Origin of the sequence: Tritonibacter scottomollicae, from assembly GCF_032924845.1 — a bacterium.
Taxonomy (GTDB): domain Bacteria; phylum Pseudomonadota; class Alphaproteobacteria; order Rhodobacterales; family Rhodobacteraceae; genus Epibacterium; species Epibacterium scottomollicae.
Map to the genome: position 1 here is coordinate 750,951 of NZ_CP136704.1, position 23,437 is coordinate 774,387.

At 62.3% G+C, this 23,437-nt stretch carries 24 protein-coding genes; 13 read left to right on the forward strand and 11 right to left on the reverse strand.

The genetic code is table 11. The annotated features are described in order from the left end of the window. Positions 1 to 102: 102 nt before the first annotated feature. The 3 genes from R1T40_RS04130 to tyrS form a co-directional block, all read right to left on the reverse strand. On the reverse strand, positions 103 to 858 hold the full coding sequence (locus R1T40_RS04130) for an SDR family NAD(P)-dependent oxidoreductase (RefSeq protein WP_317385971.1): 756 nt from the start codon (positions 856 to 858) through the stop codon (positions 103 to 105). Positions 859 to 938: 80 nt separating this feature from the next. Continuing rightward, positions 939 to 1,862, reverse strand: a complete 924-nt coding sequence (locus R1T40_RS04135; protein ID WP_317385972.1) for a GNAT family N-acetyltransferase — start codon at positions 1,860 to 1,862, stop codon at positions 939 to 941. Between the two features lie 349 nt (positions 1,863 to 2,211). Beyond that, positions 2,212 to 3,465: a tyrosine--tRNA ligase gene (tyrS, locus tag R1T40_RS04140; RefSeq protein WP_317385973.1), complete on the reverse strand. Its 1,254-nt coding sequence runs from the start codon at positions 3,463 to 3,465 to the stop codon at positions 2,212 to 2,214. Positions 3,466 to 3,607: 142 nt separating this feature from the next. On the opposite strand from tyrS, the gene R1T40_RS04145 reads away from it, so the two are divergent. Next, on the forward strand, positions 3,608 to 4,735 hold the full coding sequence (locus tag R1T40_RS04145; RefSeq protein WP_317385974.1) for an anhydro-N-acetylmuramic acid kinase: 1,128 nt from the start codon (positions 3,608 to 3,610) through the stop codon (positions 4,733 to 4,735). Positions 4,736 to 4,811: 76 nt separating this feature from the next. Here R1T40_RS04145 and R1T40_RS04150 read toward each other — a convergent pair whose 3' ends face one another. Next, the gene (locus tag R1T40_RS04150; protein ID WP_317385975.1) at positions 4,812 to 5,249 is read right to left on the reverse strand and encodes a cupin domain-containing protein; all 438 of its coding nucleotides are present in this window, start codon (positions 5,247 to 5,249) and stop codon (positions 4,812 to 4,814) included. 67 nt (positions 5,250 to 5,316) lie between these two features. Here R1T40_RS04150 and R1T40_RS04155 point away from each other — a divergent pair, with 67 nt between their 5' ends. Then, positions 5,317 to 6,735 (forward strand): protein adenylyltransferase SelO, encoded by a 1,419-nt coding sequence (locus tag R1T40_RS04155; protein ID WP_317385976.1) that lies wholly within the window; start codon positions 5,317 to 5,319, stop codon positions 6,733 to 6,735. Between the two features lie 198 nt (positions 6,736 to 6,933). Here the strand turns inward: R1T40_RS04155 and R1T40_RS04160 are convergent, their stop codons facing one another. Continuing rightward, positions 6,934 to 8,268 carry a DEAD/DEAH box helicase gene (locus tag R1T40_RS04160; protein WP_317385977.1) on the reverse strand — a complete coding sequence of 445 codons (1,335 nt, stop codon included), beginning with the start codon at positions 8,266 to 8,268 and terminating at the stop codon, positions 6,934 to 6,936. Positions 8,269 to 8,697: 429 nt separating this feature from the next. Here R1T40_RS04160 and R1T40_RS04165 point away from each other — a divergent pair, with 429 nt between their 5' ends. Continuing rightward, on the forward strand, positions 8,698 to 9,114 hold the full coding sequence (locus R1T40_RS04165) for a Fur family transcriptional regulator (RefSeq protein WP_317385978.1): 417 nt from the start codon (positions 8,698 to 8,700) through the stop codon (positions 9,112 to 9,114). A 143-nt stretch (positions 9,115 to 9,257) separates the two neighbouring features. Further along, complete coding sequence (locus tag R1T40_RS04170; protein ID WP_317385979.1) at positions 9,258 to 10,151, forward strand: DMT family transporter; 894 nt, start codon at positions 9,258 to 9,260, stop codon at positions 10,149 to 10,151. Between the two features lie 2 nt (positions 10,152 to 10,153). Here R1T40_RS04170 and R1T40_RS04175 read toward each other — a convergent pair whose 3' ends face one another. After that, on the reverse strand, positions 10,154 to 11,392 hold the full coding sequence (locus R1T40_RS04175; protein ID WP_317385980.1) for an MFS transporter: 1,239 nt from the start codon (positions 11,390 to 11,392) through the stop codon (positions 10,154 to 10,156). Between the two features lie 246 nt (positions 11,393 to 11,638). Between R1T40_RS04175 and eno the strand changes: the two genes are divergently transcribed. The 3 genes from eno to R1T40_RS04190 all read left to right on the forward strand — a co-directional run bounded on the left by eno (position 11,639) and on the right by R1T40_RS04190 (position 14,366). Further along, entirely contained in the window at positions 11,639 to 12,916 is a 1,278-nt protein-coding gene (gene eno / locus R1T40_RS04180) for a phosphopyruvate hydratase (RefSeq protein WP_317385981.1), read from the forward strand. 135 nt (positions 12,917 to 13,051) lie between these two features. Then, positions 13,052 to 13,651 (forward strand): GNAT family N-acetyltransferase, encoded by a 600-nt coding sequence (locus tag R1T40_RS04185; RefSeq protein ID WP_317385982.1) that lies wholly within the window; start codon positions 13,052 to 13,054, stop codon positions 13,649 to 13,651. A 304-nt stretch (positions 13,652 to 13,955) separates the two neighbouring features. After that, positions 13,956 to 14,366: a hypothetical protein gene (locus R1T40_RS04190; protein WP_317385983.1), complete on the forward strand. Its 411-nt coding sequence runs from the start codon at positions 13,956 to 13,958 to the stop codon at positions 14,364 to 14,366. Positions 14,367 to 14,416: 50 nt separating this feature from the next. Here the strand turns inward: R1T40_RS04190 and R1T40_RS04195 are convergent, their stop codons facing one another. The 3 genes from R1T40_RS04195 to R1T40_RS04205 form a co-directional block, all read right to left on the reverse strand. Continuing rightward, positions 14,417 to 14,866, reverse strand: coding sequence for a GNAT family N-acetyltransferase (locus R1T40_RS04195; RefSeq protein WP_317385984.1), 450 nt, complete (start codon positions 14,864 to 14,866; stop codon positions 14,417 to 14,419). Beyond that, positions 14,863 to 15,804, reverse strand: coding sequence for a nucleoside hydrolase (locus R1T40_RS04200; RefSeq protein WP_317385985.1), 942 nt, complete (start codon positions 15,802 to 15,804; stop codon positions 14,863 to 14,865). Before R1T40_RS04200 ends, R1T40_RS04195 begins: the two co-directional genes overlap by 4 nt. A 148-nt stretch (positions 15,805 to 15,952) precedes the next feature. Next, on the reverse strand, positions 15,953 to 16,291 hold the full coding sequence (locus R1T40_RS04205) for a hypothetical protein (RefSeq protein ID WP_317385986.1): 339 nt from the start codon (positions 16,289 to 16,291) through the stop codon (positions 15,953 to 15,955). An 81-nt stretch (positions 16,292 to 16,372) separates the two neighbouring features. Here R1T40_RS04205 and R1T40_RS04210 point away from each other — a divergent pair, with 81 nt between their 5' ends. Next, positions 16,373 to 16,816: a hypothetical protein gene (locus tag R1T40_RS04210; RefSeq protein WP_317385987.1), complete on the forward strand. Its 444-nt coding sequence runs from the start codon at positions 16,373 to 16,375 to the stop codon at positions 16,814 to 16,816. Between the two features lie 27 nt (positions 16,817 to 16,843). Here the strand turns inward: R1T40_RS04210 and mazG are convergent, their stop codons facing one another. Beyond that, the gene (gene mazG, locus R1T40_RS04215) at positions 16,844 to 17,671 is read right to left on the reverse strand and encodes a nucleoside triphosphate pyrophosphohydrolase (RefSeq protein ID WP_317385988.1); all 828 of its coding nucleotides are present in this window, start codon (positions 17,669 to 17,671) and stop codon (positions 16,844 to 16,846) included. A 63-nt stretch (positions 17,672 to 17,734) separates the two neighbouring features. Between mazG and R1T40_RS04220 the strand changes: the two genes are divergently transcribed. The 3 genes from R1T40_RS04220 (at position 17,735) to speB (R1T40_RS04230) (ending at position 20,898) form a co-directional block, all read left to right on the forward strand. Next, positions 17,735 to 18,898, forward strand: a complete 1,164-nt coding sequence (locus tag R1T40_RS04220; RefSeq protein ID WP_106164570.1) for a M20 aminoacylase family protein — start codon at positions 17,735 to 17,737, stop codon at positions 18,896 to 18,898. A gap of 90 nt (positions 18,899 to 18,988) precedes the next feature. Further along, the gene (speB, locus tag R1T40_RS04225; RefSeq protein ID WP_317385989.1) at positions 18,989 to 19,954 is read left to right on the forward strand and encodes an agmatinase; all 966 of its coding nucleotides are present in this window, start codon (positions 18,989 to 18,991) and stop codon (positions 19,952 to 19,954) included. Beyond that, entirely contained in the window at positions 19,951 to 20,898 is a 948-nt protein-coding gene (gene speB, locus R1T40_RS04230; protein ID WP_317385990.1) for an agmatinase, read from the forward strand. Before speB (R1T40_RS04225) ends, speB (R1T40_RS04230) begins: the two co-directional genes overlap by 4 nt. A gap of 99 nt (positions 20,899 to 20,997) precedes the next feature. Here speB (R1T40_RS04230) and R1T40_RS04235 read toward each other — a convergent pair whose 3' ends face one another. Beyond that, positions 20,998 to 21,306: a hypothetical protein gene (locus R1T40_RS04235; protein ID WP_317385991.1), complete on the reverse strand. Its 309-nt coding sequence runs from the start codon at positions 21,304 to 21,306 to the stop codon at positions 20,998 to 21,000. A 72-nt stretch (positions 21,307 to 21,378) separates the two neighbouring features. Here R1T40_RS04235 and prfA point away from each other — a divergent pair, with 72 nt between their 5' ends. Beyond that, entirely contained in the window at positions 21,379 to 22,431 is a 1,053-nt protein-coding gene (gene prfA, locus R1T40_RS04240; RefSeq protein WP_317385992.1) for a peptide chain release factor 1, read from the forward strand. Beyond that, positions 22,428 to 23,264: a peptide chain release factor N(5)-glutamine methyltransferase gene (prmC, locus tag R1T40_RS04245; protein ID WP_317385993.1), complete on the forward strand. Its 837-nt coding sequence runs from the start codon at positions 22,428 to 22,430 to the stop codon at positions 23,262 to 23,264. Before prfA ends, prmC begins: the two co-directional genes overlap by 4 nt. Positions 23,265 to 23,437: the final 173 nt, after the last annotated feature.

A 23,437-nucleotide genomic window follows, 5' to 3' on the forward strand; every position in this document is an offset into this window, starting at 1 on the left:
TGCCGAACCGGATCAGGTCCACTGCGATCAGGAAGGTCTGGAACAACCTGAGGCACCATGCATGGCGGAGAGCGGACGGGAGAGGCCCGCCCGCGCAAGACCTCAGCGCATTCGCAATGCGCCGTCGAGGCGAATGACTTCGCCGTTCAGATATCCCATTTCGACGATGAAACCGGCCAGCCGCGCATATTCCTCCGGATCGCCGAGACGTGCGGGATTCGGAACGTCTGCTGCCAGCTGCGCTTGGGCCTCTTCCGGCAGTCCCGCAAGCATCGGTGTCATGAAGATCCCCGGTGCGATCGCCATGACCCGAATGCCGGAGGACGCCAGATCGCGGGCCATCGGCAGGGTCATGCCAACAATGCCGCCCTTGGAGGCTGCATAGGCCGCCTGACCTTTTTGACCGTCAAAGGCAGCGATCGACGCCGTGTTGATGATGACGCCGCGTGCGCCGTCTTGCTCTGGATCGTTCTTGGCAATCGCCGTTGCGGCCAGACGCGAGACGTTGAAGCTGCCAACCAGGTTGATGTCGACGGTTTTCTGAAACGCGCCAAGGGGATGCGGGCCGTCGCGGCCTACAGTCTTGATCGCATGCGCAATACCGGCGCAGTTCACCGCTGCGGTCAGCCCGCCCATCTTTTCCTGTGCCAGCGCAATCGCGGCCTCGACGCTTTCTTCGCTGGTGACGTCCGTCTCTGCGAAATGCGCACCTATGCTGTCGGCTATCCTCATGCCGCGATCCGTGTCGCGATCCAGGATGGTGACGGCAGCACCTGCATTGCGGAAATGGCGGGCGGTGGCCTCGCCAAGGCCGGATGCGCCGCCGGTGACAACGGCGCGTGTGGTTGCGAGTCTCATCTTTCTCGCTCCTCCCATGAAATGAACATACGTTCAAATAATCATGGCGCAGCGTTTCTGTCCAGTGTCGACCCGCCCTGTCAGATCCCCATCAGCTTTCGGTCCAGAGCGGCCAGTGGCGCCAGACGTCGCCCAAGGGGCGGCCAGTAAACCCAGGTGCCGCCGAGCCGTTCGACGCGGGCACCGGTGCCCAGCTTGAACCGGGCCAGGCCGCTGGCGTCTTCGGTGTTGAGCACCCCGAGATCCAACTGCCGGATGCCCTTGTCCGCTAGCCAGTTCATTGCTTGCCAAATCAGCAGGTTATGAGCCGACAGAGCTCTGCCCCGATCCAAGCTGTGGGCGATGTGATAGGTCGCCCCGTCGCCATGAGTCAGCACCAGGATGCCGGCGACGGTTTCACGCCCCTCATGCGCCTCGAACAATTTGGCGCAGCCCCGGTTGGCTTTGGCATAGGCGAGGGTCAGGGCCGCGGGCCAAGAGCGATAGCGGCGTTTCACTTGCTGCGCAGCATCCGCTTGCAGCAGCCAGTGATCGTATTTGAGAGGCATGTTCTGGCGGGTGATACGCAGGGAGCTGCCCTCGGCGTGGACCAGACGATTGCGCCATTTCTGCTCCAGACCAGCGCGCTGCGCGTCGCGACACGGGAGGATGTCCAGTTGCCCGACGCTGGCCGGGGTCATCAGGGGCAGGGCGCCCAGCCGCGCGAGATCCGAAACGGGGCGTTCTGGCGACAGGATCACCGGGGTGCGACGCAGGCCTTCTTCCTGCAGAATCTCCAGCAGACGGGCAGGCGCAACCAGATCGGCGCGGTTGATCATGGCGATCAGCATGCCCCAGATCCTGCGCCGCAGGACAACCATGTCCTGCATGCGGTCAAGCACCATCACGTCCTGCCCGGCACAGCGCAGCGCGCGCGTGAACTCTGACGATTGTGCGAGCGTGCGGGCAAGGGGAGAACGCTGTATGGGGCGGGGCATGACATCTGCGGAGCCAAGATCGAACATGCAGCCATTAACAGGATGGAAACCTAATTCATGGTTAATGACACCATGAAAACGCCCGTTAAAATCCTTGGCAAGACAGCTCCGGCCGCGCGGATGACCAAATGCGCAGCACTGTTGATCGCGTCGGCCCTGTCTGTGCCGACGTTCATTGTTCTGACAGTGATCGAATTTTTGGTTTTGTGAGGCGCGGCCTCACACTTGGCGCCCACGGATCAGGGGAGCGATCTGGCCAAAGGCGCCCGCCTGTTACATCGGAATAGGTTACACACGGAGATAGCTCGGCGTGAATTGGCTCGCCTGAGAGGGTTGGGTGAGAGCGACGGCGCCCCTCTCACCCGACTGTCAGATTTCAGCCCACGAGCTGCACCAAGGCGTGGCGCTTCTTGCCGGCGGAGAGTTTGATCGGCGAGGCCAGCGCGGCCGCGTCGATCATCATCCCGGCGTCCGTCAGCGGTGCGTCGTCGATCTTGGCACCGTTTTCGGCAATCAGGCGCTTGGCTTCCTTGCCAGTCTTGGCCAGGCCGGATTTCACGATCAGCTGCACGATAGACATGCCGTCTCCGAGCTCCGCCGCCGAGAGCGAAAGGGTCGGCAGGTCGTCCCCGACACCGCCCTTCTCGAACACTTCGCGCGCTGTGGCTTCGGCAGCCTTGGCGGCCTCGGCCCCGTGCAGAAGCGTGGTCACCTCATTGGCGAGGATGATCTTGCCCTCGTTTATCTCCGATCCCTGCAATGCGCCAAGACGGTCGCATTCATCGACCGGCAGCTCGGTATAGAGCTTCAGGAACCGGCCCACGTCCGCATCGGTGGTGTTGCGCCAGAACTGCCAGAACTCATAAGAGCTCAGCATCTCGTCATTGAGCCAGATGGCGCCGCCCTGCGACTTGCCCATCTTGCGCCCGTCAGAGGTGGTCAGCAGCGGTGAGGTCAGGCCGTAGATCTCATTCTCCAGCACCCGGCGTGTCAGGTCGATCCCGTTGACGATGTTGCCCCATTGGTCCGAGCCGCCCATCTGCAGAACACAGCCATAGCGGCGGTTCAGCTCCAGGAAGTCATAGGCCTGCAGAATCATGTAGTTGAACTCAAGAAACGACAGCGACTGCTCGCGATCCAGGCGCGATTTCACGCTTTCAAAGGCCAGCATCCGGTTCACCGAGAAATGCCGGCCGATGTCGCGCAGAAACTCGAGATAGTTCAGATCGTCGAGCCATTCGGCATTGTTGAGCATCTGCGCATCGGAAGGCGCGTCGCCGTAGCTGAGGTATTTGGCGAACACCTTCTGCATGCCGGCGATATTGGCGTTGATCTGTTCGGGGCCAAGCAGCGGCCGTTCATCAGAGCGGAAAGAAGGATCGCCCACCTTGGTGGTGCCGCCGCCCATCAGTGTGATCGGGCGGTGGCCGGTCTTTTGCAGCCAGCGCAGCATCATGATGTTGAGAAGATGGCCCACGTGCAGCGATTGCGCGGTGGCGTCATAGCCGATGTATGCCGTCTGCGTTCCGCTCACCAGCGCCTCATCGAGACCCTGATAATCGGTGCAGTCCGCCAGGAACCCGCGTTCCATCATGATGGCGATGAAGTCCGATTTCGGATGGTAGGTCATAGCATGCCTCGGCTTTTGAATATGCAAGCGGCTGTATAAATCGCATCGCGAAGGGTTGGAACCTGTTTTCGGGACAAAATGCACAGTGTAATACCTGTGACAACGGGTGATACGGCCCGGATTTGCAAGGAAGAGTGCAGAGATGGGCAAAGCCATATCCAAGTCCGGGCCGGTGCGCGCCCTTGGGGCCATGAGCGGAACGTCGCTTGATGGGGTGGATGTCGCAGTGCTGGAGACCGACGGGCAGGCGATCTTCGGCTTTGGCGAGGTGGGCTATCGCGCCTATTCCAGTGAGGAGCGCGCGGTGTTGCGGGCAGCGCTGGGGCAGTGGAGCGGGGACGCGGTGACGGCAGCGGCGCGGGTGGTCGAGGCGGCGCATGTGGAGTTGATGCGCGATCATCTCGACGTGGATCTGATCGGATTTCACGGCCAGACGGTGGCCCATGCGCCACGGCTGCAGGGCACGCTTCAGGTGGGCGATGGATCGGTTCTGGCCGAGGCGCTAGGACGGCCCGTGGTCTGGGATTTTCGCTCTGATGATGTCTCCATGGGCGGCGAGGGCGCGCCGCTTGCGCCGTTTTTCCACCATGCCTGCGCGCAGTATATCGGCGCGACGGAGCCGTTGTGTTTCCTGAACCTCGGCGGCGTGGGCAATCTGACCTATGTTGATCCGCGCGTGGCACGCCCAGAGGATGCGGGCGCGTTGCTGGCCTTTGATACCGGTCCGGCCAATGCACCGATCAATGATTTCCTGCAGGCGCGACTGGGCCTGCAGATGGACGAGGGCGGCAAGGTCGCCAGCGGTGGCACGGTCGAACACGGTGCGCTGGAGCTGTTTCTGGCGGAACCCTATTTCTCAAGAATGCCGCCGAAGTCCCTGGATCGAAATGATTTCCCAGAAATGATCGGGCTGGTGAGCGAACTTAGCGATGCCGATGCGACAGCAACGCTCACGGCCATGTGTGCGGCTGCGGTGGCGCAGGGTATGGAGCATTGTCCGGAGCCGCCCAAACGGCTGCTGGTCACCGGTGGCGGGCGGCACAACCCGGTGTTGATGGAGATGCTGCGGGTATCTCTGGATTGCCCGGTGGAGCCGGTCGAGGCGGTGGGGCTGGATGGCGACATGCTGGAGGCGCAGGCCTTTGCCTATCTGGCTGTGCGGGTGGCGCGTGGTCTGGCGACTTCCGCGCCGCGCACCACCGGCGTTCGGGCCTGTGTTGGCGGTGGAATCCTGACGGTGCCCGACGGCTGGAGCATGCGCGCCGGTTGAGGCGGATTGTCACTGCGCGGCGCGGGTCGCTTCGGGCTGTGCCCGAAGCGAAACCTCTCTGACGGCGCCAAGAAGGTTATCGCGGAATATCAAAGCCTTCCGGGGCGAGGGTGAAGCCGGCGAAGTCGAACCCCGGCGACACGGTGCAGCTGACCAGCGTCCAATCGCCGGTGCTGCGCGCGGCCTGCCAGTGATCCTTGGGCACGATCAGCTGCGGACGGCCGGTATGCAGATCCGGGGTCAGGATGTGGTCGGTGGCCGGCCCCTCATCGTGTGCCGACAGGGACAGGACCAGCGGGGCGCCCGCGTGATAGAGCCAGATCTCGGTGGCATCCACCCGGTGCCAATGACTGCGCTCGCCCGCGCCCAGCAAGAAATAGATACAGGTGCCACAGGGTCGGCGCGTTTCCTCGCGGGTGTCTTCAATCCAGGTTTGGCGATACCAACCGCCTTCGGGATGGCGTGCCAGCCCGAGGGTGTGGATGATCTCGTCTGCGCTCATGTCCTGTGTCATGCGATTCTGCTCCGGTCTTGGCGTGATTGCGGGTGGTATTCCGGGCGCGGCGCCATATGTTTGGCGCATGACCCTGAATATCCCGTTTGACAATACATATGCGCAACTGGCGCCCGACTTCTACACCCGGCAAGATCCGACCCCGGTGAAAGCGCCGCGTCTGCTGGCCTTCAATGACGGGCTGGGCGAGCTGCTTGGTGTGAAGCGCGCGGAAGATGCGGAGCTGGCCGAGATCTTTGGCGGCAATGCGATACCCGACGGGGCCGCGCCGCTGGCGCAGCTCTACGCGGGCCACCAGTTTGGCAACTATAACCCGCAGTTGGGCGATGGCCGCGCAGTGCTGCTGGGCGAAGTTGTCGGCAGCGATGGTATCCGCCGCGATATCCAGCTCAAGGGCTCTGGTCCCACGCCCTATTCGCGCAACGGCGATGGGCGGGCCTGGCTGGGGCCGGTGCTGCGCGAATATGTGGTCTCCGAAGCGATGCATGCGCTTGGCATTCCGACGACGCGGGCGCTGGCTGCAGTGGCAACCGGCGAGACCGTCTGGCGCGAGGGCGGCCTGCCCGGCGCGGTTTTGACCCGGGTGGCCAAAAGCCATCTGCGCGTCGGCACCTTTCAGATCTTTGCCGCGCGGGGTGATGCCAAGGCGCTGAAAACGCTGACGGAATACGCCATTGCGCGGCACTATCCGCAGGCTGAAGGACCGATGGGGCTGTTGCGGGCGGTGCGTGATGCGCAGGTGGAGCTGATTGCGGCCTGGATGAGCGTCGGCTTCATCCACGGGGTGATGAACACCGACAATTCCTCCATCGCGGGCGAGACCATCGACTATGGTCCTTGTGCCTTCATGGATGTGTTCCACCCCAACCGGGTGTTTTCCTCCATTGATCGCATGGGGCGCTATGCCTATTCCAACCAGCCGCAGATCGCGGTGTGGAACCTGGCCCAGCTCGCCACCGCGCTGATCCAGCAGTTCGACGATCCCGAGGCCGTGGTCGAAGAGGCGACAGAGATCGTGCATGCGATGCCCGAGATGATCGAGGCGGCCTGGCTGCGCCGGTTCCGGGCCAAGATCGGCATCACCAGTGCGCAGGAGGGGGACATGGAATTGATTACCGACCTGCTGGGCCTGATGGCCGACGGGCAGGCGGATTTCACCAACACCTTCAGGGCCTTGATGGCGGGCGGTGCGCGAGATCAGTTCTTGGCGCCCGAGCAATTTGAGGCCTGGCAGCAGCGCTGGACACAGCGGCTGACGGATGAGGATTCGCCACAAGACACCATGGCGCGGGCCAATCCGGTGCTGATCCCGCGCAACCATCGCATCGAGCAGATGATCGCCGCCGCCGTGGCGGGGGATTTTGCGCCGTTTGAACGGGTGATGCGTGCACTGGCCATGCCCTTCGCAGACGAGGCCGAGTTTGCCGATCTGCGTCACCCGCCGGCCGAGGATGAAGTGGTCAAGGCCACGTTCTGCGGCACCTGACGCGACCGGCCATCTTGCCTTGCTCCGTCTCTTGAGGATTTGCGCCGCGGTCCGCGGCGCCCGGGGGCGCAGGCCGCGCCTTCGGCGCGGCCTGCGCGGCCCAACGCTTTTGTCGGAGCCTTTGGCTCAGAGAAAAGGGGCGGGAGTGTCCCCCCGCCCCTTGGTCTATCGTTCAGTTGTAGTCAGATCGGAGAGGGATCAGGACTTCCGGCGCTGACGGCCTGCGCCGCCGCCGGCTGCGCGGGCTTCGCCGCCGCCACCCTGACCTTCGGATTTACCACCACCGCCAAAGCGACGACGCCCGGCGCCCGGCTTGCCACCGGGTTTGCCACGACCGCCACCGCCACCGGGGCGACCACGACCGCCACCGCGCGAGGATTTGGCGGCGGGATCGGGCATCTCTTCCCAGGCGCGGCCAGAGGCTACGGGGATGGTGATGCTCATGGTTTTCTGGATCGCCTTCAGATCGCCGATCTCATCCGGGGCGCAGAAGGCCACGGCCTGACCTTCCTTGCCCGCACGCGCGGTGCGGCCAATGCGGTGCACATAGGCATCCGGCACATTCGGCAGCTCGTAGTTGTAGACGTATTTCACATCCGGAATATCCAGCCCGCGCGCCGCCACATCGGTGGCCACCAGCACGGTGATCTCGCCGGATTTGAAGGCTTTCAGCGCCCGTTCGCGCTGGCCCTGGCTTTTGTTGCCGTGGATGGCTGCGGCCTTGAAGCCGGCCTTGTCCAGCACCTTCATCAGCTTTTCCATGCCATGTTTGGTGCGGCCAAAGACCAGCGTGCGTTCGCCGTCATGGGCGGTCAGCAGCTCTTTCAGAAGGCCCAGCTTTTCCGCTTTGGCGATGAAATGCACCGATTGGGTGACTTTGGCGGCAGGCTTGCCGGGAGGGGTCACCTCGATGCGCACCGGGCTCTTGAGGTAGGCGTTGGCGATCTCGTTCATCTGCTTGGGCATAGTGGCCGAGAACAGCATGGTCTGGCGCTTTTCGGGCAGCAGGGAGGCGATCTTGCGCAGGGCGTGGATGAAGCCGAGATCCAGCATCTGGTCGGCCTCGTCCAGCACCAGGAAATCGCAAGAGCCGAGATCCAGCGCCTTGCGGTCGAGGATGTCGAGCAGGCGGCCCGGCGTTGCGACGAGGATATCGGTGCCGCGCGACAGGCGGGTGATCTGCGGGTTGATGGAAACACCACCGACCACCAGGCCGGTTTTCAGCGGGCTGCCCTCGGTCAGACCCTTCAGGGTCTCGGCGATCTGGTTGGCCAGCTCGCGGGTCGGGGCCAGGATCAGCCCGCGCACCGTACCGGCAGCAGGCTTGCGGCCATATTCCAGCATCTGGGCGATCAGCGGTACGCCAAAGGCGGCGGTCTTGCCGGTACCGGTCTGCGCCAGACCCAGCACGTCCTGTCCGTTCAGCGCATGCGGGATCGCCCGCGCCTGGATCGGCGTCGGAGTGTGAAAGCCCATGGCTTCGATCCGGGTGTGCAGGTGCTTGGGCAGGTCCATGGTGGAAAATTCAGTCATTCAAAGTCCTTTCGGTGGCCCGTGCAAACGCACAGGACCACACGGGGCACGGTCACTCGACCTGCGCACCCGTTCATCAGTGGGGCGGAGACCTCAGACCCAGACAACCTCATGTCACTGTGCCGATCTCTCGCAACTAGCCCCACGCGTGATCTTGGAACCATGGCATCCCCGAGAAGATCCGCTGCGAAGCGCCGTATCTCTTCTGAACCCAGAAGACATTCGAAAGGTCGGAACGATCAAATTCCGACAGCGCTGCGGGTCTCTGCTCACGCGGCAGAGGGTATGCCTGAAGGGCAAATGGCGGTGATGGGCGCAAATGTCAATGATGCATGCGCGGAACTTGCCTGTTTTCGTCGGGGGTTGCATTCGCTAAAAAGAAGCGCCAAGCAAGGGACCCCCGCTGTGACCGACAGGGACGAGACAGGCATGACCGATACGATCATTTCCCGCTGCGAGGCCCATGGTCTGCGCATGACCGGCCCGCGCCGGACCATCGCCAAGGTGCTGCAGGAGAGCCTTGATCACCCGGATGTGGAGGAGCTGCACGCCCGCGCCAATGCCGTCGATAACGGTATCTCGCTGGCGACGGTCTACCGCACGGTGAAGCTGTTTGAAGAATTGGGGATTCTGGACCGGCTGGAATTTGGTGATGGCCGTGCCCGATACGAGGATGCGGACCGGGAGCACCACGACCATCTGATCGACCTCAACACCGGCCAGGTGATCGAGTTCTGCGACCCGGAGATCGAGGCCTTGCAGGAAAGGATCGCACAGAAGCTCGGTTATCGTCTCAAGGGTCACAAGCTGGAGCTTTACGGCGTACCAATCAAGAAAACCGACTGAACGGGGATGATCCATCACAACCCGTGATGGAGTGTGTCACAAGTTATGCGGTGTTGTCGTCGCTTTCTGGCTTGCGCCGAGTGATTGCATCGCGCGATGCCGGGACCAACCGATCTTCTTCGCTGGCACAAAGGATACGCCCCATGGACAACGTCAAAGGTATTGTGCTGCTGCTCGTGGCCATGGTGGGGTTCACCATCGAGGATCTGTTCATCAAACAGCTCTCCGGTAACTTGCCTGTCGGGCAGATCCTGATCTTGATCGGATTGGGGGCCAGCGTCGTGTTCTTGGTCGCAATGGCGGTGCAGCGGCAGAGCCCGTGGAACCGCACGGCCTGGCGCTTGATACCTGTCTTGCGCGCCCTGGCCGAAGGCGGCGCGGCGGTCAGCTTTGCAACGGCGCTTGCGCTGGTCGATATCTCGGTGGTGGCCGCCGTGTTTCAGGCGACGCCGCTGGCGATCACCATGGGGGCCGCCCTGTTTCTGGGCGAGCAGGTGGGCTGGCGCCGGTGGAGCGCGATCGCCGTGGGTTTCATCGGTGTGCTCATTATCATTCGGCCCGGCCTTGAGGGGTTTGAACCCAACGCGCTGCTGGTGCTGATTTCTGTTCTCTGTGTTGCGGCACGAGATTTGATGACACGGCGAATGGATGTGAGCATTCCCTCGTCGGTCGTCAGTGTTCAGGCCTATGGCACCGTGGTGGTGGCGGGGGGCATTCTGCTGCTGGCCACGTCACAGCCCGTGGTATCGCCCACATCGTTTGAATGGGGCATGCTGCTGTGCGGAACCATTTTTGGTGTCATCGGGTACTATGGCATCGTGACCGCGACACGGATCGCCGATGCTGCAGTGATCACGCCGTTTCGCTACTCGCGTCTGGTCTTTTCCATGATCGGCGGCGCGATCGTGTTTTCCGAACGGCCCGATGCGATGACGCTCCTGGGATCCGCTCTGATCATCGCAACGGGGCTTTATACCTTCGTGCGCGAGCGGCGTTTGGCGCGCCGCTCTGCCCGCATGGCGGCGCAACCGGCCTGACCTCAGGCTGCGACCGGTGTCAGCCGTTTTCGTGCGCCGCTGACGCCGATCACCATGTAGAGGGTGGTGAGTAGGAAATATACTGCAATACCATACCCTTGGTCGCCGAAGTCGATGCCAAGATCAATCAGAAGCCCGGTCAACCCCGGTCCGACAGCTGTGCCAAAGACCATCACCGCCATCACCAAGGCCTTGATCGCGCCAATGTTGCGGGTGCCGTAGACTTCGGCCCAGAAAGAGCTGGGCAGCACCGAATGCGCCCCGACCGAGGCCGCCATGCAGAGGAAACCTGCAGCCATGCCCACGCCGCTGGAGACGGTGGCAAAGATCACAAAGGCTGCAGCCAGTGGCAGCTGATAAAGCGGCATCAGCCGCGTGGCGCCCCAGCGGTCCAGCGCCCAGCCGGAAAACATCATGGACACAACCGACATCACCGTGAAGAACGGGAAATAGGCCACCAGTTCCAAAAGGGTCCAGCCTTTGGTGGTGGCGAAATGCAGTTGGTGAAAGAAAAATGCAGTGGTGAAAGCCGCCGGGCCGAGGATCGACGGGGCCATCAGCCAGAACAAGGGCGAGCGCAGTGCGTCCCAGCGGGTCCAGTGCCGAAGGTCCATACCGGTGCTGCTGACATCATCAGAGGTGGATTGTGGCGTGCGTTCCTTCGAGAGCAGCCGCACCAGCACCGGCGCCCCGCAGAGACAGATCGCAGCGCTGATCAGCCAGAGCGTGCGCCAGTCGAGCGCCGTCATCAGCGCCACAAAGATCAGCGGTAGGATGGCCTGTCCCAGTGCAACCCCGAGCGCCGCAATCGACAGTGCGCGTCCGCGTGCGGCCACAAACCAGCGTGCCATGGCCACCACTGCGAGATGGGTGCTCATACCCTGGCCGAAGAAGCGCAGCGCGAAAATCGACAGCGGCAAGACCCAGTAGCTGTGGTTCAGCGCCATCAGGAGACAGGCCGCCGAAAGCCCACACAGCACAAAGGCCCCGAGGTGGCGCACCCGCATGATATCCGACAGCCCTCCGGCTGCCACCATCAGCAAGGCCGAGGCGGTGGTCCCCACCATATAGAGACCGCCCCAGCCGGCATGGCTGAGGTCGAACTCGGTCTGGATCTGCCCGGCAAAGACCGAGATGAAGAAGGTCTGGCCAAAGCTTGACAGAAACGTCAGCAGTACGCCCGCTGAGAGATAGGGGGCATTGCTGAGCAGGAATTCGTGGAATCGGATGGGCTGAGACATGCGCGTAAGCTTTACCTGTTAAGGATGCGACGCAAGGGTGAGCGCTATCATCGCAGGGCTTACGGGTTCTCTCGCGTCATTTTTGCCGCGCCCTACGGCAGGCGGTTGGCGAACTGGCAAAAATTTCCTGATGTTAGGGTTAAACCTCTCGAATAACGACCGTTAGCGATAACGCATCCGGTTTACTTTTTACACTGGCTTGCTATGACCGGGGGCAAATCGTGTCACAGTGAGGGACCATTTGCGATGAGCACCATTATCGACATTCACGCCCGCGAGATCCTCGACAGCCGGGGCAACCCCACCGTCGAAGTCGATGTCGTTCTTGAAGACGGCACCATGGGCCGCGCGGCGGTGCCATCTGGCGCATCGACCGGTGCCTATGAGGCGGTGGAAAAACGCGACGGTGACAAGGACCGCTATCTGGGCAAGGGCGTGCTGGAAGCCGTGGCGGCCGTGAACGGCGAGATCGCGGATGAGCTGGTTGGCTTTGACGCCACCGAACAGGTCTCCATCGACCGCGCGATGATCGAGCTGGACGGCACCGAGAACAAGAGCCGTCTGGGCGCCAATGCCATTCTCGGCGTGTCGCTGGCGGTGGCCAAGGCGGCAGCCGATTTCACCACCCAGCCGCTCTATCGCTATGTCGGCGGCACTTCCGCACGGGTTCTGCCGGTGCCGATGATGAACATCATCAACGGCGGTGAGCACGCGGACAATCCGATCGACATTCAGGAATTCATGATCATGCCAGTCTCTGCGGAGAACATCCGCGACGCGGTGCGCATGGGCTCCGAGGTGTTCCACACCCTGAAGAAAGAGCTGTCAGCAGCGGGCCTGTCCACCGGGATCGGCGACGAGGGCGGCTTTGCTCCCAACATCGCCTCCACCCGTGAAGCGCTTGATTTCATTCTGAAGTCCATCGAGAAAGCTGGCTACAAGCCCGGCGAGGACATCTATCTGGCGCTCGACTGCGCCGCGACTGAATACTACAAGGACGGCAAATACGTCCTGTCCGGCGAGGGCAAGACCCTGACCTCGGAAGAAAACGCCGCCTATCTGGCAGCATTGGTTGCGGATTACCCGATCATCTCGATCGAGGACGGCATGTCCGAGGATGACTGGGACGGCTGGAAGGCACTGACCGACCAGATCGGCGACAAGGTCCAGCTGGTCGGCGACGATCTGTTTGTCACCAACCCGGTGCGTCTGGCCGAGGGGATCGAACGCGGCTGTGCCAACTCCATGCTGGTGAAAGTGAACCAGATTGGCACATTGACCGAGACCCTGCAGGCGGTCGATATGGCCCATCGTGCGCGCTATACCAATGTGATGTCGCACCGCTCGGGCGAGACCGAGGATGCCACCATTGCCGACCTCGCGGTGGCCACCAACTGCGGTCAGATCAAGACCGGTTCGCTGGCGCGCTCCGACCGGCTGGCGAAATACAACCAGCTGATCCGCATCGAGGAAACCCTGGGCGAGATCGCGGAATATGCCGGGCGCTCGATCCTCAAGGGCTGAGCCGTCTGATCTGATGTAAATTGAACGCCCCGGTTCGCGCCGGGGCGTTTTTCGTTTTTGGGCAAAGGGTTGCTCTGCTTTGTGCCAGCGCCTAGCTTGCGGAAAAATAGATACAGAACACTATGGAGCCCGCATATGACGCTGCCCGAAGGCATTACGGACCTGGCACCCGGAAAGCTCGCCTCTGTTGTAACCTATCTGGAGATGACCGAGCGCCCAGCCCCCCGCGCAACGACGGCGCAGCCTGACTTGACGTTGGCCCTGCATGATGCGCCGAGCGTGGAGTGGTATCGCAAGCTCTATCGCTTGGTCGGGGATGATTACCTGTGGTTTTCCCGCCTGGTGATGGACGATGCGGCGCTGTCGGCACATCTGTGTTCGGACAGGGTCGAGGTTTGGTCGTTGCAGAAGGATGGCGCGGACCTGGGGTTGCTGGAGCTTGAATGGATGCAGAACGGCGACTGTGAACTGTCATTCTTTGGCCTGTCCGCCTCGCTGATCGGCGGCGGAGTAGGGCGCTGGCTGATGGAACACGCCATTGACCGGGCGTTCGCGCGGGGGATTACGCAATTCTTCGTGCACACCTGCACGCTCGACAGTGCGCAGGCGCTGCCGTTTTATATCCGGTCTGGCTTTGCGCCTTATGGTCGCGCGGTGGAGGTTGCTGATGATCCGCGCCTGACTGGGTTGGTGCCCGCGGAGAGCGCGCCGCATATCCCCCTGCTGCGCGGGTAATCGAGCGCGGGAGCGAGGGGCCGGCCCCTCGCGCTCCCCGAGATATTTATGAAAAGATGAAGGGGCAGGTCAGCGCGCTGCGGATCGGGGCGCCTGACTATGTTTATGTCGTGAGAGCGCGTCCTCTTTGGTGTCGGCGCGTTCTACGACATGTTGCGGAGATTGAACGCAAGGCCCGGCGCCGAAGCAGGTTGGCGTCAAAGAGTGACTTTGGTGTGATTTACATTTCGTAACGATTTTATGACATGCTTGGATGGTCGCGAAGTACATAAATGCGACACCTCGTGACCTTTGGAGGTGTGTTATGTTTCGAGTAAATTCTCTGTCAGCTGCGTTGATGATGAGCCTGATCGGCGTGGCGGTATTGCAGGCACCACAGGTAGAAGCAGGCTGGAGCCGCGTGCCGGGTGGGCTTCGATTGGATGGGGAGGTCAAGGCCATCGACTTCGGCGCTTTCCTGCATCATTTCGAGACCGCCATGTTGGAAGAGCCGCGCTATGCGCCTATCGCCATCTGGCTCGCCGGGTCCGGCGGGGATGAAGCGGCGGCCAAACGGATCGGCGAGATCATGGCCGTTGCGCAGGATCAGGGCGTCCGGTTGGCGATGGTGATGGCACAGGGGCACGCCTGTGACGGTGCCTGTTCCATCCTGTTTGCGTTGGGAGACGAACAGATCGCTTCGGCCAGCGGCACCCGCCTGATCAGCGGGAATTGATGGCGGCAGGGCGCTGATGCGCCAGACAGGCATCTGAGGCCGCGCCGGGATCAGAGTGCGCGGGTCATCAGCATGTAGCGGTCGCGCGCCAGAAAGCGTGCGCGGTTGTAGAGTTTGACCGCGGCCTCGTTTTCGCGATCAACTTCCAGATGCAGCGCCCGCACACCGGCCTCTGCGAGCGTGCGGGGCAGGGCATGGAGCACCTCGCTGGCGATGCCGCGCTGGCGCACGGCGGGCCGGATGAACAATTCGTCGATCATCCCGTCGAGCCCGCCGAACTCCACCGACCAGGTAAAGGTCACGATGATATAGCCAATGGGGGCCCGAGCAGGTCCAATCAGGTAGATCGCGCCGTAGGGGTTGCCTTCGAGCAGCGGCAACAGCGCGCCACGGCGTTGCGCGTCATTGCTGTCGATACCTTCCTCGGCGTGAAACCCCTGCACCATGGTCAGTAGTTTCTCCAGGTCGCCCGGGCGGGCAAGATGCAGTGCGGCGCTCATAGCCGACCCAGCCGTTCGGTGAGCAGGATAAAGAAACCTTCTGCGTCCACCTCGTTCATGAACATTGCATTGGGCGCGCGGTCGGTCACGCCCCACCAGTCGGCCACGGTCATGCCGAGGGTCAGGGGCGAGGTCACTTCTATTTCGACATTCACGTGGCGACCAGAGAACAGCTCCGGACGGATCAGATAGGCGATGACGCAGGGGTCATGTAGCGGCCCCCCTTCGGAGCCGTATTTCTCCACATCAAATCGTTCAAAGAAATCAAGCATCTCTGCGGTGAAGTTGCCAACCCGCGTGCCGAGGTTGCGGAACGCCTCGACCCGCACGCGGGTGGTCAGCGCCTTATGGGTCACATCCAGCGGCATCATGGTGAGCGTCACGCCGGAGGCGAACACTTCGCGCGCGGCCTCCGGGTCGACGTAGATGTTGAACTCCGCCGCCGGGGTAATGTTGCCGACCTCGAAATAGGCGCCGCCCATCATGACGATCTCCATCACGCGGTCGATAATGTCGGGGGCGCGGCGGAAGGCGGCAGCGATATTCGTCAGCGGGCCCAGAGGGCAGAGCGTCACGGTGCCGGGCGCCTCTGCACGCAATGTGTCGATTATGAAATCGACGCCATGCTGGTCCTGCAGCGGCATTGTGGGGTCGAACAATTCCGGCCCGTCAAGCCCGCTGCGCCCGTGTACATGTTCTGCGGTCACCAGTGGGCGCTCCAGAGGGGCATCGCTGCCGGCGTGGATTTTTACTTCCGTGCGGCCCGCCACCTCGCAGGTGATGCGGGCATTGGTCTGGGTGCGTGCCAGCGGCACATTGCCAGCCACGGTGGTGAGTCCGAGCAGGTCGATCTCCTCCGGCGAACCCAGCGCCAGCAGTATGGCGACGGCGTCGTCCTGTCCGGGGTCGGTGTCGATGATGATTTTACGCGCGCTCATTCGGGGTATTCCTCGGTCAGTTCGGCAAACCCTTGCAGCCCGGATAAAGATTGTCCACCTGATGACCATGGACACAAAGGGTGAAACGCCTGATATCCGCGAAAATTCCTTCCCTGTGGCGTGAGAGAGTATGGCACGGCAATATCATCTACATCTGGGCGCGCATCGCACGGGGAGCAGTTCTTTTCAGCTCTGCCTGCATGAAAACCAGGAATCGCTCTGGCAGCAGGGATATCAGATCGCCTTTCCCGCGCGGGACGGGGTCAGGGCCGGGCAGTTGGCGCTGCGGCTGCCAGCCCCGCGTCATGGCCGAAATGCGGTTCAGGAGCGGGCAGACGCGGCGCGGCGCCACCTGAATGAAGAGATCGCGAGAGATCCACATCAGCAGGTTATCATTTCGGAGGAAAACACTCTGGGCAGCATGGTACATTTTCAGAAGGCCAGATTTCACCCGGCCTCCAAACAGCGCCTGTCTGCGTTGCGTCATGCCATGGAAGGTCCCGCAGTTTCGGTTCTGTTTGTCGTGCGGGACTATGGTGCGTTCTTCCGATCCTGCATTCGCAAGCGGATGGAAGAAACCTATGAGAGTGATTTTGATGCGGCAGCGGCGGCTTATCTTGCCATGAACCGCGGTTGGGTTGAGGTATTGCAGGAAATTCGAGATATCCTGCAGCCCTCTCGCTTGGTCGTGGTCCGTCACGAAGACCGGTTCAAACGTCTCGAATTGCTGCAACATCTGGTGCCTCAACTGGATATCGACCCACTGTCAGAGCCGAGGCGGTCGCTCAACGCATCTGCGACGGACCGGGCCTTGCTTGAACTGCAGACGATCCACCGCAAGGGTGAAAAGCTCACGCGGATGGCGCGCCGCAAGCTGATCAAGGACTGGGCGCACGATCGGGAGACGCTCGGTCTGACGGAGTTTACCTCACGTGAAAATAAAGCGTTTTCAATTCGTTATGAAAGGGATTTGGAGCGGATTTCGCAAGAGCCGGGCATGGTTCTGATTTAGGCGGTCGGATCTGGGCGTAGGACGCGGTCAAGTCTTCCTTCCGGCCTTTTCCTCAGCCTTCACCTCGTTCCAGAGCGCATCCATCTCATCGAGGTCACTGTCCTCGGCGCGCTTTCCGCGAGCGGCAAGTCCTGCCTCCACCCCCTTGAAACGACGGGTGAATTTTGCATTGGTGCGACGCAAGGCGGCTTCGGGTTCAACTCCGAGGTGGCGGCCAAGATTGGCCATCACAAACAACAGATCGCCAAACTCCTCTTCTACCTCGTCTTGGGTCAGCTCCTCGCGGGCCTCTACCAGCTCGGCGGATTCCTCGGCGATCTTGGCCAGCACATTCTGTGCCGACGGCCAGTCAAACCCCACCCGCGCGGCGCGTTTCTGCAATTTGTAGGCGCGCAGCAGGGCGGGCAGGCCCACCGCCACGCCATCCAGCGCGCCGGTCTCCGCCTTGGCGGCGCGTTCGGCGGCCTTGATCGTCTCCCAGTCCTGGGTTTGCTGGTCGGCGGATTTCTCACGGCTTTCATCGCCAAACACATGCGGGTGGCGCGACACCATCTTGTTGGACATGGTGGTGACCACATCCTGAAAATTGAAATATCCCGCCTCATTCGCCATCTGTGCGTGAAACACGGACTGGAACAGCAGATCGCCCAGCTCGCCTTTCAGCTCGTCCCATTTTTTGCGCTCGATGGCATCGGCGACCTCATAGGCTTCTTCGATGGTGTAGGGCGCGATACTGGCAAAGCTCTGCTCGATATCCCAGGGGCAGCCGCTTTCCGGGTCACGCAGGCGGCGCATGATTTCCAGAAGTCGTTCGATACCGGCGCTCTCATCGTGGATCAGCTTGTCGTCGCTCATTGCACCTGCTCGCTATTTGGTGTTCAGCTGCATCATCCCGACTATCTTACAGGAGTCCACCCCATGCCGGTCGTGAACCGCATTGCCGATTACAGCGAAGAGATGAAGACGTGGCGCCGTCATCTTCACCAGATCCCCGAGCTGGGTTTGGATACCGTGAAGACCGCCGCATATGTGGCTGAGATGCTTGAGACATTTGGTGTCGACGAGATCCATTCCGGCATCGCGCAGAACGGCATTGTCGCGATCATCAACGGGCAGGGCGAGGGGCCGACCATCGGCTTGCGCGCCGATATGGACGCACTACCGATCACCGAAGTGCGCGATCTGGAGTATAAGTCCACCGTGCCCGGCAAGATGCATGCCTGCGGCCACGATGGCCATACGACCATGCTGCTGGGGGCCGCGAAATACCTCGCGGAGACGCGCAATTTCAAGGGGCGCGTGGCGCTCCTTTTCCAGCCCGCCGAAGAGATCATTGGTGGCGCGCAAATCATGGTCGAGGAAGGCGTGATGGAGCGCTTTGACATCGCTGAGGTCTATGCGTTGCACAATTCGCCCGGCCTGCCGGTGGGGCATTTCCTGACCACGCCGGGGGCGCTGATGGCGGCGGTGGATACCTTCACCATCAACATCAAGGGGCGCGGCGGTCATGGTGCGATGCCACATGAGACCCGCGATCCGGTGATGGCGGCCTGCGGCATGGCGCAGGCGATCCAGACCATCGTCAGCCGCAACCACCACGCGACCGAGGATCTGGTGATCTCGGTGACCCAGATCCACACCGGCACCGTCGACAATGTAATCCCGGAAACCGCCTATGTGAACGGCACCATCCGCACCTTCAATCCAGAGGTTCAGAAGATGGTGATGGCGCGGTTCGAGGAAATCGTGAAGGGCTGCGCCGTGGCTTATGGCGTAGAGGCGGAGCTGGATTATGAGGTCGGCTATCCCGCGACCATCAATGACGCCGGGAAGGCCGGGTTTGCCACCGAAGTGGCGCGCGAGATTGCCGGTGCGGCCAATGTCGAGGGCGAGGCGGACCGGGAAATGGGGGCGGAGGATTTCTCCTACATGCTGCAGGCGCGCCCCGGCGCCTATCTGTTCATCGGGCAGGGCGACACCGCCGGGCTGCATCATCCGGAGTATGACTTCAACGATGAGGTGGCCCCGATCGGGGCGTCGTTCTTTGCCCGTCTTGTGGAGAAAGCACAGCCGCTGGCGTGAAGTGGCGGCGCGGCGCGGGCTTTCGGATGACAAGCCCGCCCGCATTCGCTAGGACGTGGGCCATAACCCGAGAAGAGGGAGCAGTCCGACATGGCGTTGGAAGACGCGAAGACACAGGTCGATCAGGCCTTCACCCGCGAGGACCTGAAGGGCCTGAGCTTTGAGAACACTTTTGGCGGGGCGACGTCCTTTTTGCGACGCCGCTACACCAAGGATCTAAGCCACGCGGATATCGCCGTTACCGGCATCCCCTTCGATCAGGCGGTGACCAACCGGCCCGGCACCCGGCTGGGCCCGCGCGCGGTGCGCGAGGCCTCGGCGCTACAAAGCCCGGATGCGCCTTATGGCTGGGACATCTGCCCGGCCAGCGAGCTGGCGATCGTGGATTATGGCGACTTGGCCTTTGACTATGCCGATGTGCCGGCGTTTCCCGACAGGCTGACCGATCATATCCGGGGCATTCTGGCGACGGACACGGCTTCGGTGGCGATTGGTGGCGACCACTACGTTAGCTTTCCGATCCTCAAGGCCTATGCCGAGAAATACGGGCCGATCTCGCTGTTGCATTTCGATGCCCACAGCGACACCTGGGCCGATGATGATTTCAGCCGCGTCGATCATGGCACCATGTTCTACAAGGCGGTGAAATCCGGCATCATTGATCCCGCGACCTCGGTGCAGGTGGGCATTCGCACCACCAATGAGGACAATCTCGGCGTGCCGACCATCGACGCGCCCACCGTGCATGAGATCGGCCCGGTCGAGACCGTGCGTCGTATCCGCGAGGTGCTGGGGGATCGGCCGGTCTATCTGACCTTTGACATTGACTGTCTTGATCCGGCCTATGCGCCGGGCACCGGCACGCCGGTCTGGGGCGGTCTGACCACGGCGCAGGCGGAGGCGATCCTGAAGGGCCTGCGCGGCATCAACATTGTGGGCGGCGATATCGTCGAGGTTTCTCCGCCGTTTGACACCACCGGCGCCACCGCGATCGCGGGCGCTCATGTGGCCATGAGTATTATCTGCCTTCTGGGCTGGAGGATGACAGAGCGATGAGCGAGTTCAATCAACCCATCAGCGGCAACGATTTGGCGCGGTTTTCCGGTCCGGGCACCTATATGCGGCTGCCGCAGGCGACCTCGCTTGAGGGGCTGGACGTGGCAGTGCTGGGGGTTCCGATGGACATCGGCACCTCCTGGCGGTCGGGCACCCGGTTTGGTCCCAAGCAGATCCGCGCCGAGAGCGCCATGATCCGCCCCTACAACATGACCACAGGTGCTGCGCCGTTCGATCACCTCAACATCGCTGATATCGGCGATCTGGCGATCAACACCTTTAACCTGCCGGAAAGCCTGCGCATCATCGAGGACAGCTATGATGCCATCCTGAGTGCCGGGGTGATGCCGGTGGCGATGGGGGGCGACCACTCGATCACCCTGCCGATCCTGCGCGCGATCGCCCGCAAGCACGGGCCGGTTTCGGTGATCCATGTGGATGCGCATGCGGACGTCAATGACGAGATGTTCGGCGAGAAGGAGACCCATGGCACGGTGTTTCGCCGCGCCTATGAGGAAGGGCTTCTGGAGGCCGACAAGGTCTATCAGATCGGCCTGCGCGGCACCGGCTACGGGCCGGATGATTTCAAGGAACCGCAGGGCTGGGGCTTTCAGCATTTCCCGGCCTCGGAGCTGTGGAACCGCTCGTTGCACAATATGGGGGCGGAGATCCGCCGTGATATCGGCGCGCGTCCGGTCTATATCTCCTATGACATCGACAGCCTTGATCCGGCCTTTGCCCCCGGCACCGGCACGCCGGAGATCGGCGGGCTGACCAGCATGCAGGCGTTGGAGCTGATCCGGGCCTTCAAGGGGCTGAATGTGGTGGGCTGTGACCTGGTGGAGGTCTCGCCGCCCTATGATCCGTCGGGCAATACCGCGCTGGTTGCGGCAAATCTGATCTATGAGCTGCTGTGCATCCTGCCGGGACGCTCGTCGGAGTAATCGCGGGATGGGCGGGGGCTCTCCCGCCCGTCGCCGGATCAGCGCGGCAGATCCGCTCCCGTTGGGCCGGGCGCCGGGCTGCGCCCGGCGATCCCCGCGCTAGAGACGCGGCAGCTCTGCGGGGAGGGGCGTGTGGCTGTTGGCGGCAGAGAGGCAGCCGTCCTCGACCTCGCGCCACATCGGCACATTGAGCGACATCTGGCACTGCGCCATGAACATTCGCCCGTCGACCTGCAGGCAGATGGTTTCACCCAGCTCGATGCGGCCGCCCTGCTTGTCGGTGCAATAGCAATCGATGGTCTTGCCGCCCGGCCCGGTGACATCGGCACCTGCAGCACTGCCCCAAAGCACCGGCCCCGCAAGTGCTGCGAGACGTGCGAACCGGACAAGACCACTGGCATGTTTCATGGCTCTAGCCTATCACATGTGAAGCCCCGCGCCAAAACAAGAGGCGCATCCAACAGCGAGACCCGAGCAAAGATGATCCCCGAAGACCGGCTGGAACAGATCCTGCAACGCTACCAGTACCTTGAGGCCGCAATGGCCGATGGGGCCGGGGGCGATATCGCCAAGCTGGCCAAGGAGTACTCCGATTTGCGTCCAGTGGCGGAGCAGATCAGCGCCTATCGCCAGCTTCTGGGTGACCTCGCCGACGCCCAGGAGATGCTGGCCGACCCGGATATGAAGGCGCTGGCCGAGGAGGAGATCCCCGCGTTGAAGGCGGCCCTGCCGGAGGCGGAACACGACCTGCAACTGGCTCTGCTACCCAAGGACGAGGCCGATACAAGGGCCGCGATCATCGAGATCCGCCCGGGCACCGGTGGCGATGAGGCGGCGCTGTTTGCCGGCGACCTCTACCGGATGTACAGCCGCTATGCCGAGACGCAGGGCTGGAAGGTCGAGGTGATCGAGGAGCAGGTCTCGGAGCTGGGCGGTCTCAAGGAACTGGTGGCGCGGATCAACGGCACCGGCGTTTTTGCACGGCTGAAGTATGAGAGTGGCGTGCACCGCGTGCAGCGGGTGCCGGTGACGGAGAGCGGCGGGCGCATTCATACCTCTGCCGCCACGGTCGCAGTGCTGCCGGAAGCCGAGGATGTGGACATCAAGATCGACGCCAATGACCTGCGCATCGACACCATGCGCGCCTCGGGCGCCGGTGGGCAGCATGTGAACACCACCGACTCTGCGGTGCGGATCACCCATGTGCCGACGGGGCTGGTGGTGACCAGCTCGGAGAAATCCCAGCACCGCAACCGCGAGATCGCCATGCAGGTTCTGAAGACGCGGCTGTTTGATCTGGAACGCCAGCGCATCGACAGCGAACGCTCGGCGGATCGGGCCAGTCAGGTGGGCTCCGGCGATCGCTCTGAGCGCATCCGCACTTATAATTTTCCGCAAGGTCGCATGTCGGATCACCGCATCAACCTGACGCTCTACAAGCTGGAGCAGATCATGGGCGGCGATTTGGATGAGACCATCGACGCGCTGATTTCGGAACATCAGGCCAAGCTCCTGGCGGAGATGGGCCAATGAGCACCACCGCCGCACAGGCCATGGTCGCCGCCACCGCACGTCTGCGGGCCGCCGGGGTGGATGATCCGGCGCGGGATGCGCGGGTGCTATTGGCCCACGCGGCACGGATCGAGGCGGCGCGGGTGACGCTGATCGCCCCGGAGGAGCTGTCGCATGAGATTGCCGAGCGCTACGACCAGCTGATTTCCCTGCGCGCGATCCGGGTGCCTGTTTCGCATCTGATCGGTGAGCGGGATTTCTACGGGCGCCGCTTCAAGGTTTCGGCGGATGTGCTGGACCCGCGTCCGGAGACCGAAACGCTGATCGAGGCGGCGCTGGCTGAACCGTTCGAGCGGGTACTTGACCTTGGGATTGGCTCGGGCTGCATCCTGGTGACGCTGCTGGCCGAACAGCAGGGCGCCATCGGCCTTGGCGTGGACCTGAGCGAGGCAGCCTGTCTGCAGGCCAGCGCCAATGCGGTGCTGCACCGGGTGGAGGGGCGGGCGGATATTCGCTGTTCCGACTGGTTTTCCAAGGTGGATGGGCAATTCGATCTGATCGTCTCCAACCCGCCTTACATCGCACTGGACGAAATGGACGGCTTGGCGACAGAGGTGCGGGACCATGAACCAAAGATGGCGTTGACCGATGGCGCAGACGGGCTGAGCGCCTATCGCAGCATTTGTGCTGGTGTGATGCCGCATCTTGCTCGAACAGGGCGGGTGATGGTGGAAATCGGCCCAACCCAAGCGGCCGATGTGGCCGAAATGATGCGCGTTGCAGGCCTGATCGATGTTGTTGTCCTGCAGGATCTCGACGGGCGAGATCGCGTCGTACTGGGCAGAAAGTCGTGACATTTCCGGCGAAATACGCCATATTTTGAGTGTTGAGAGCAAAAAGAGTAAAATTTCCGCCTCAGACCCCTTGTTTGTCATGTCGGAAAGTGGTTACTCAAAGTGTCGCTGTTGCAAGAGGACCCAAGTAGGCCTCTCGGCGACGCCAAGCCCAAAAAAGTTCGCAGGCCCTT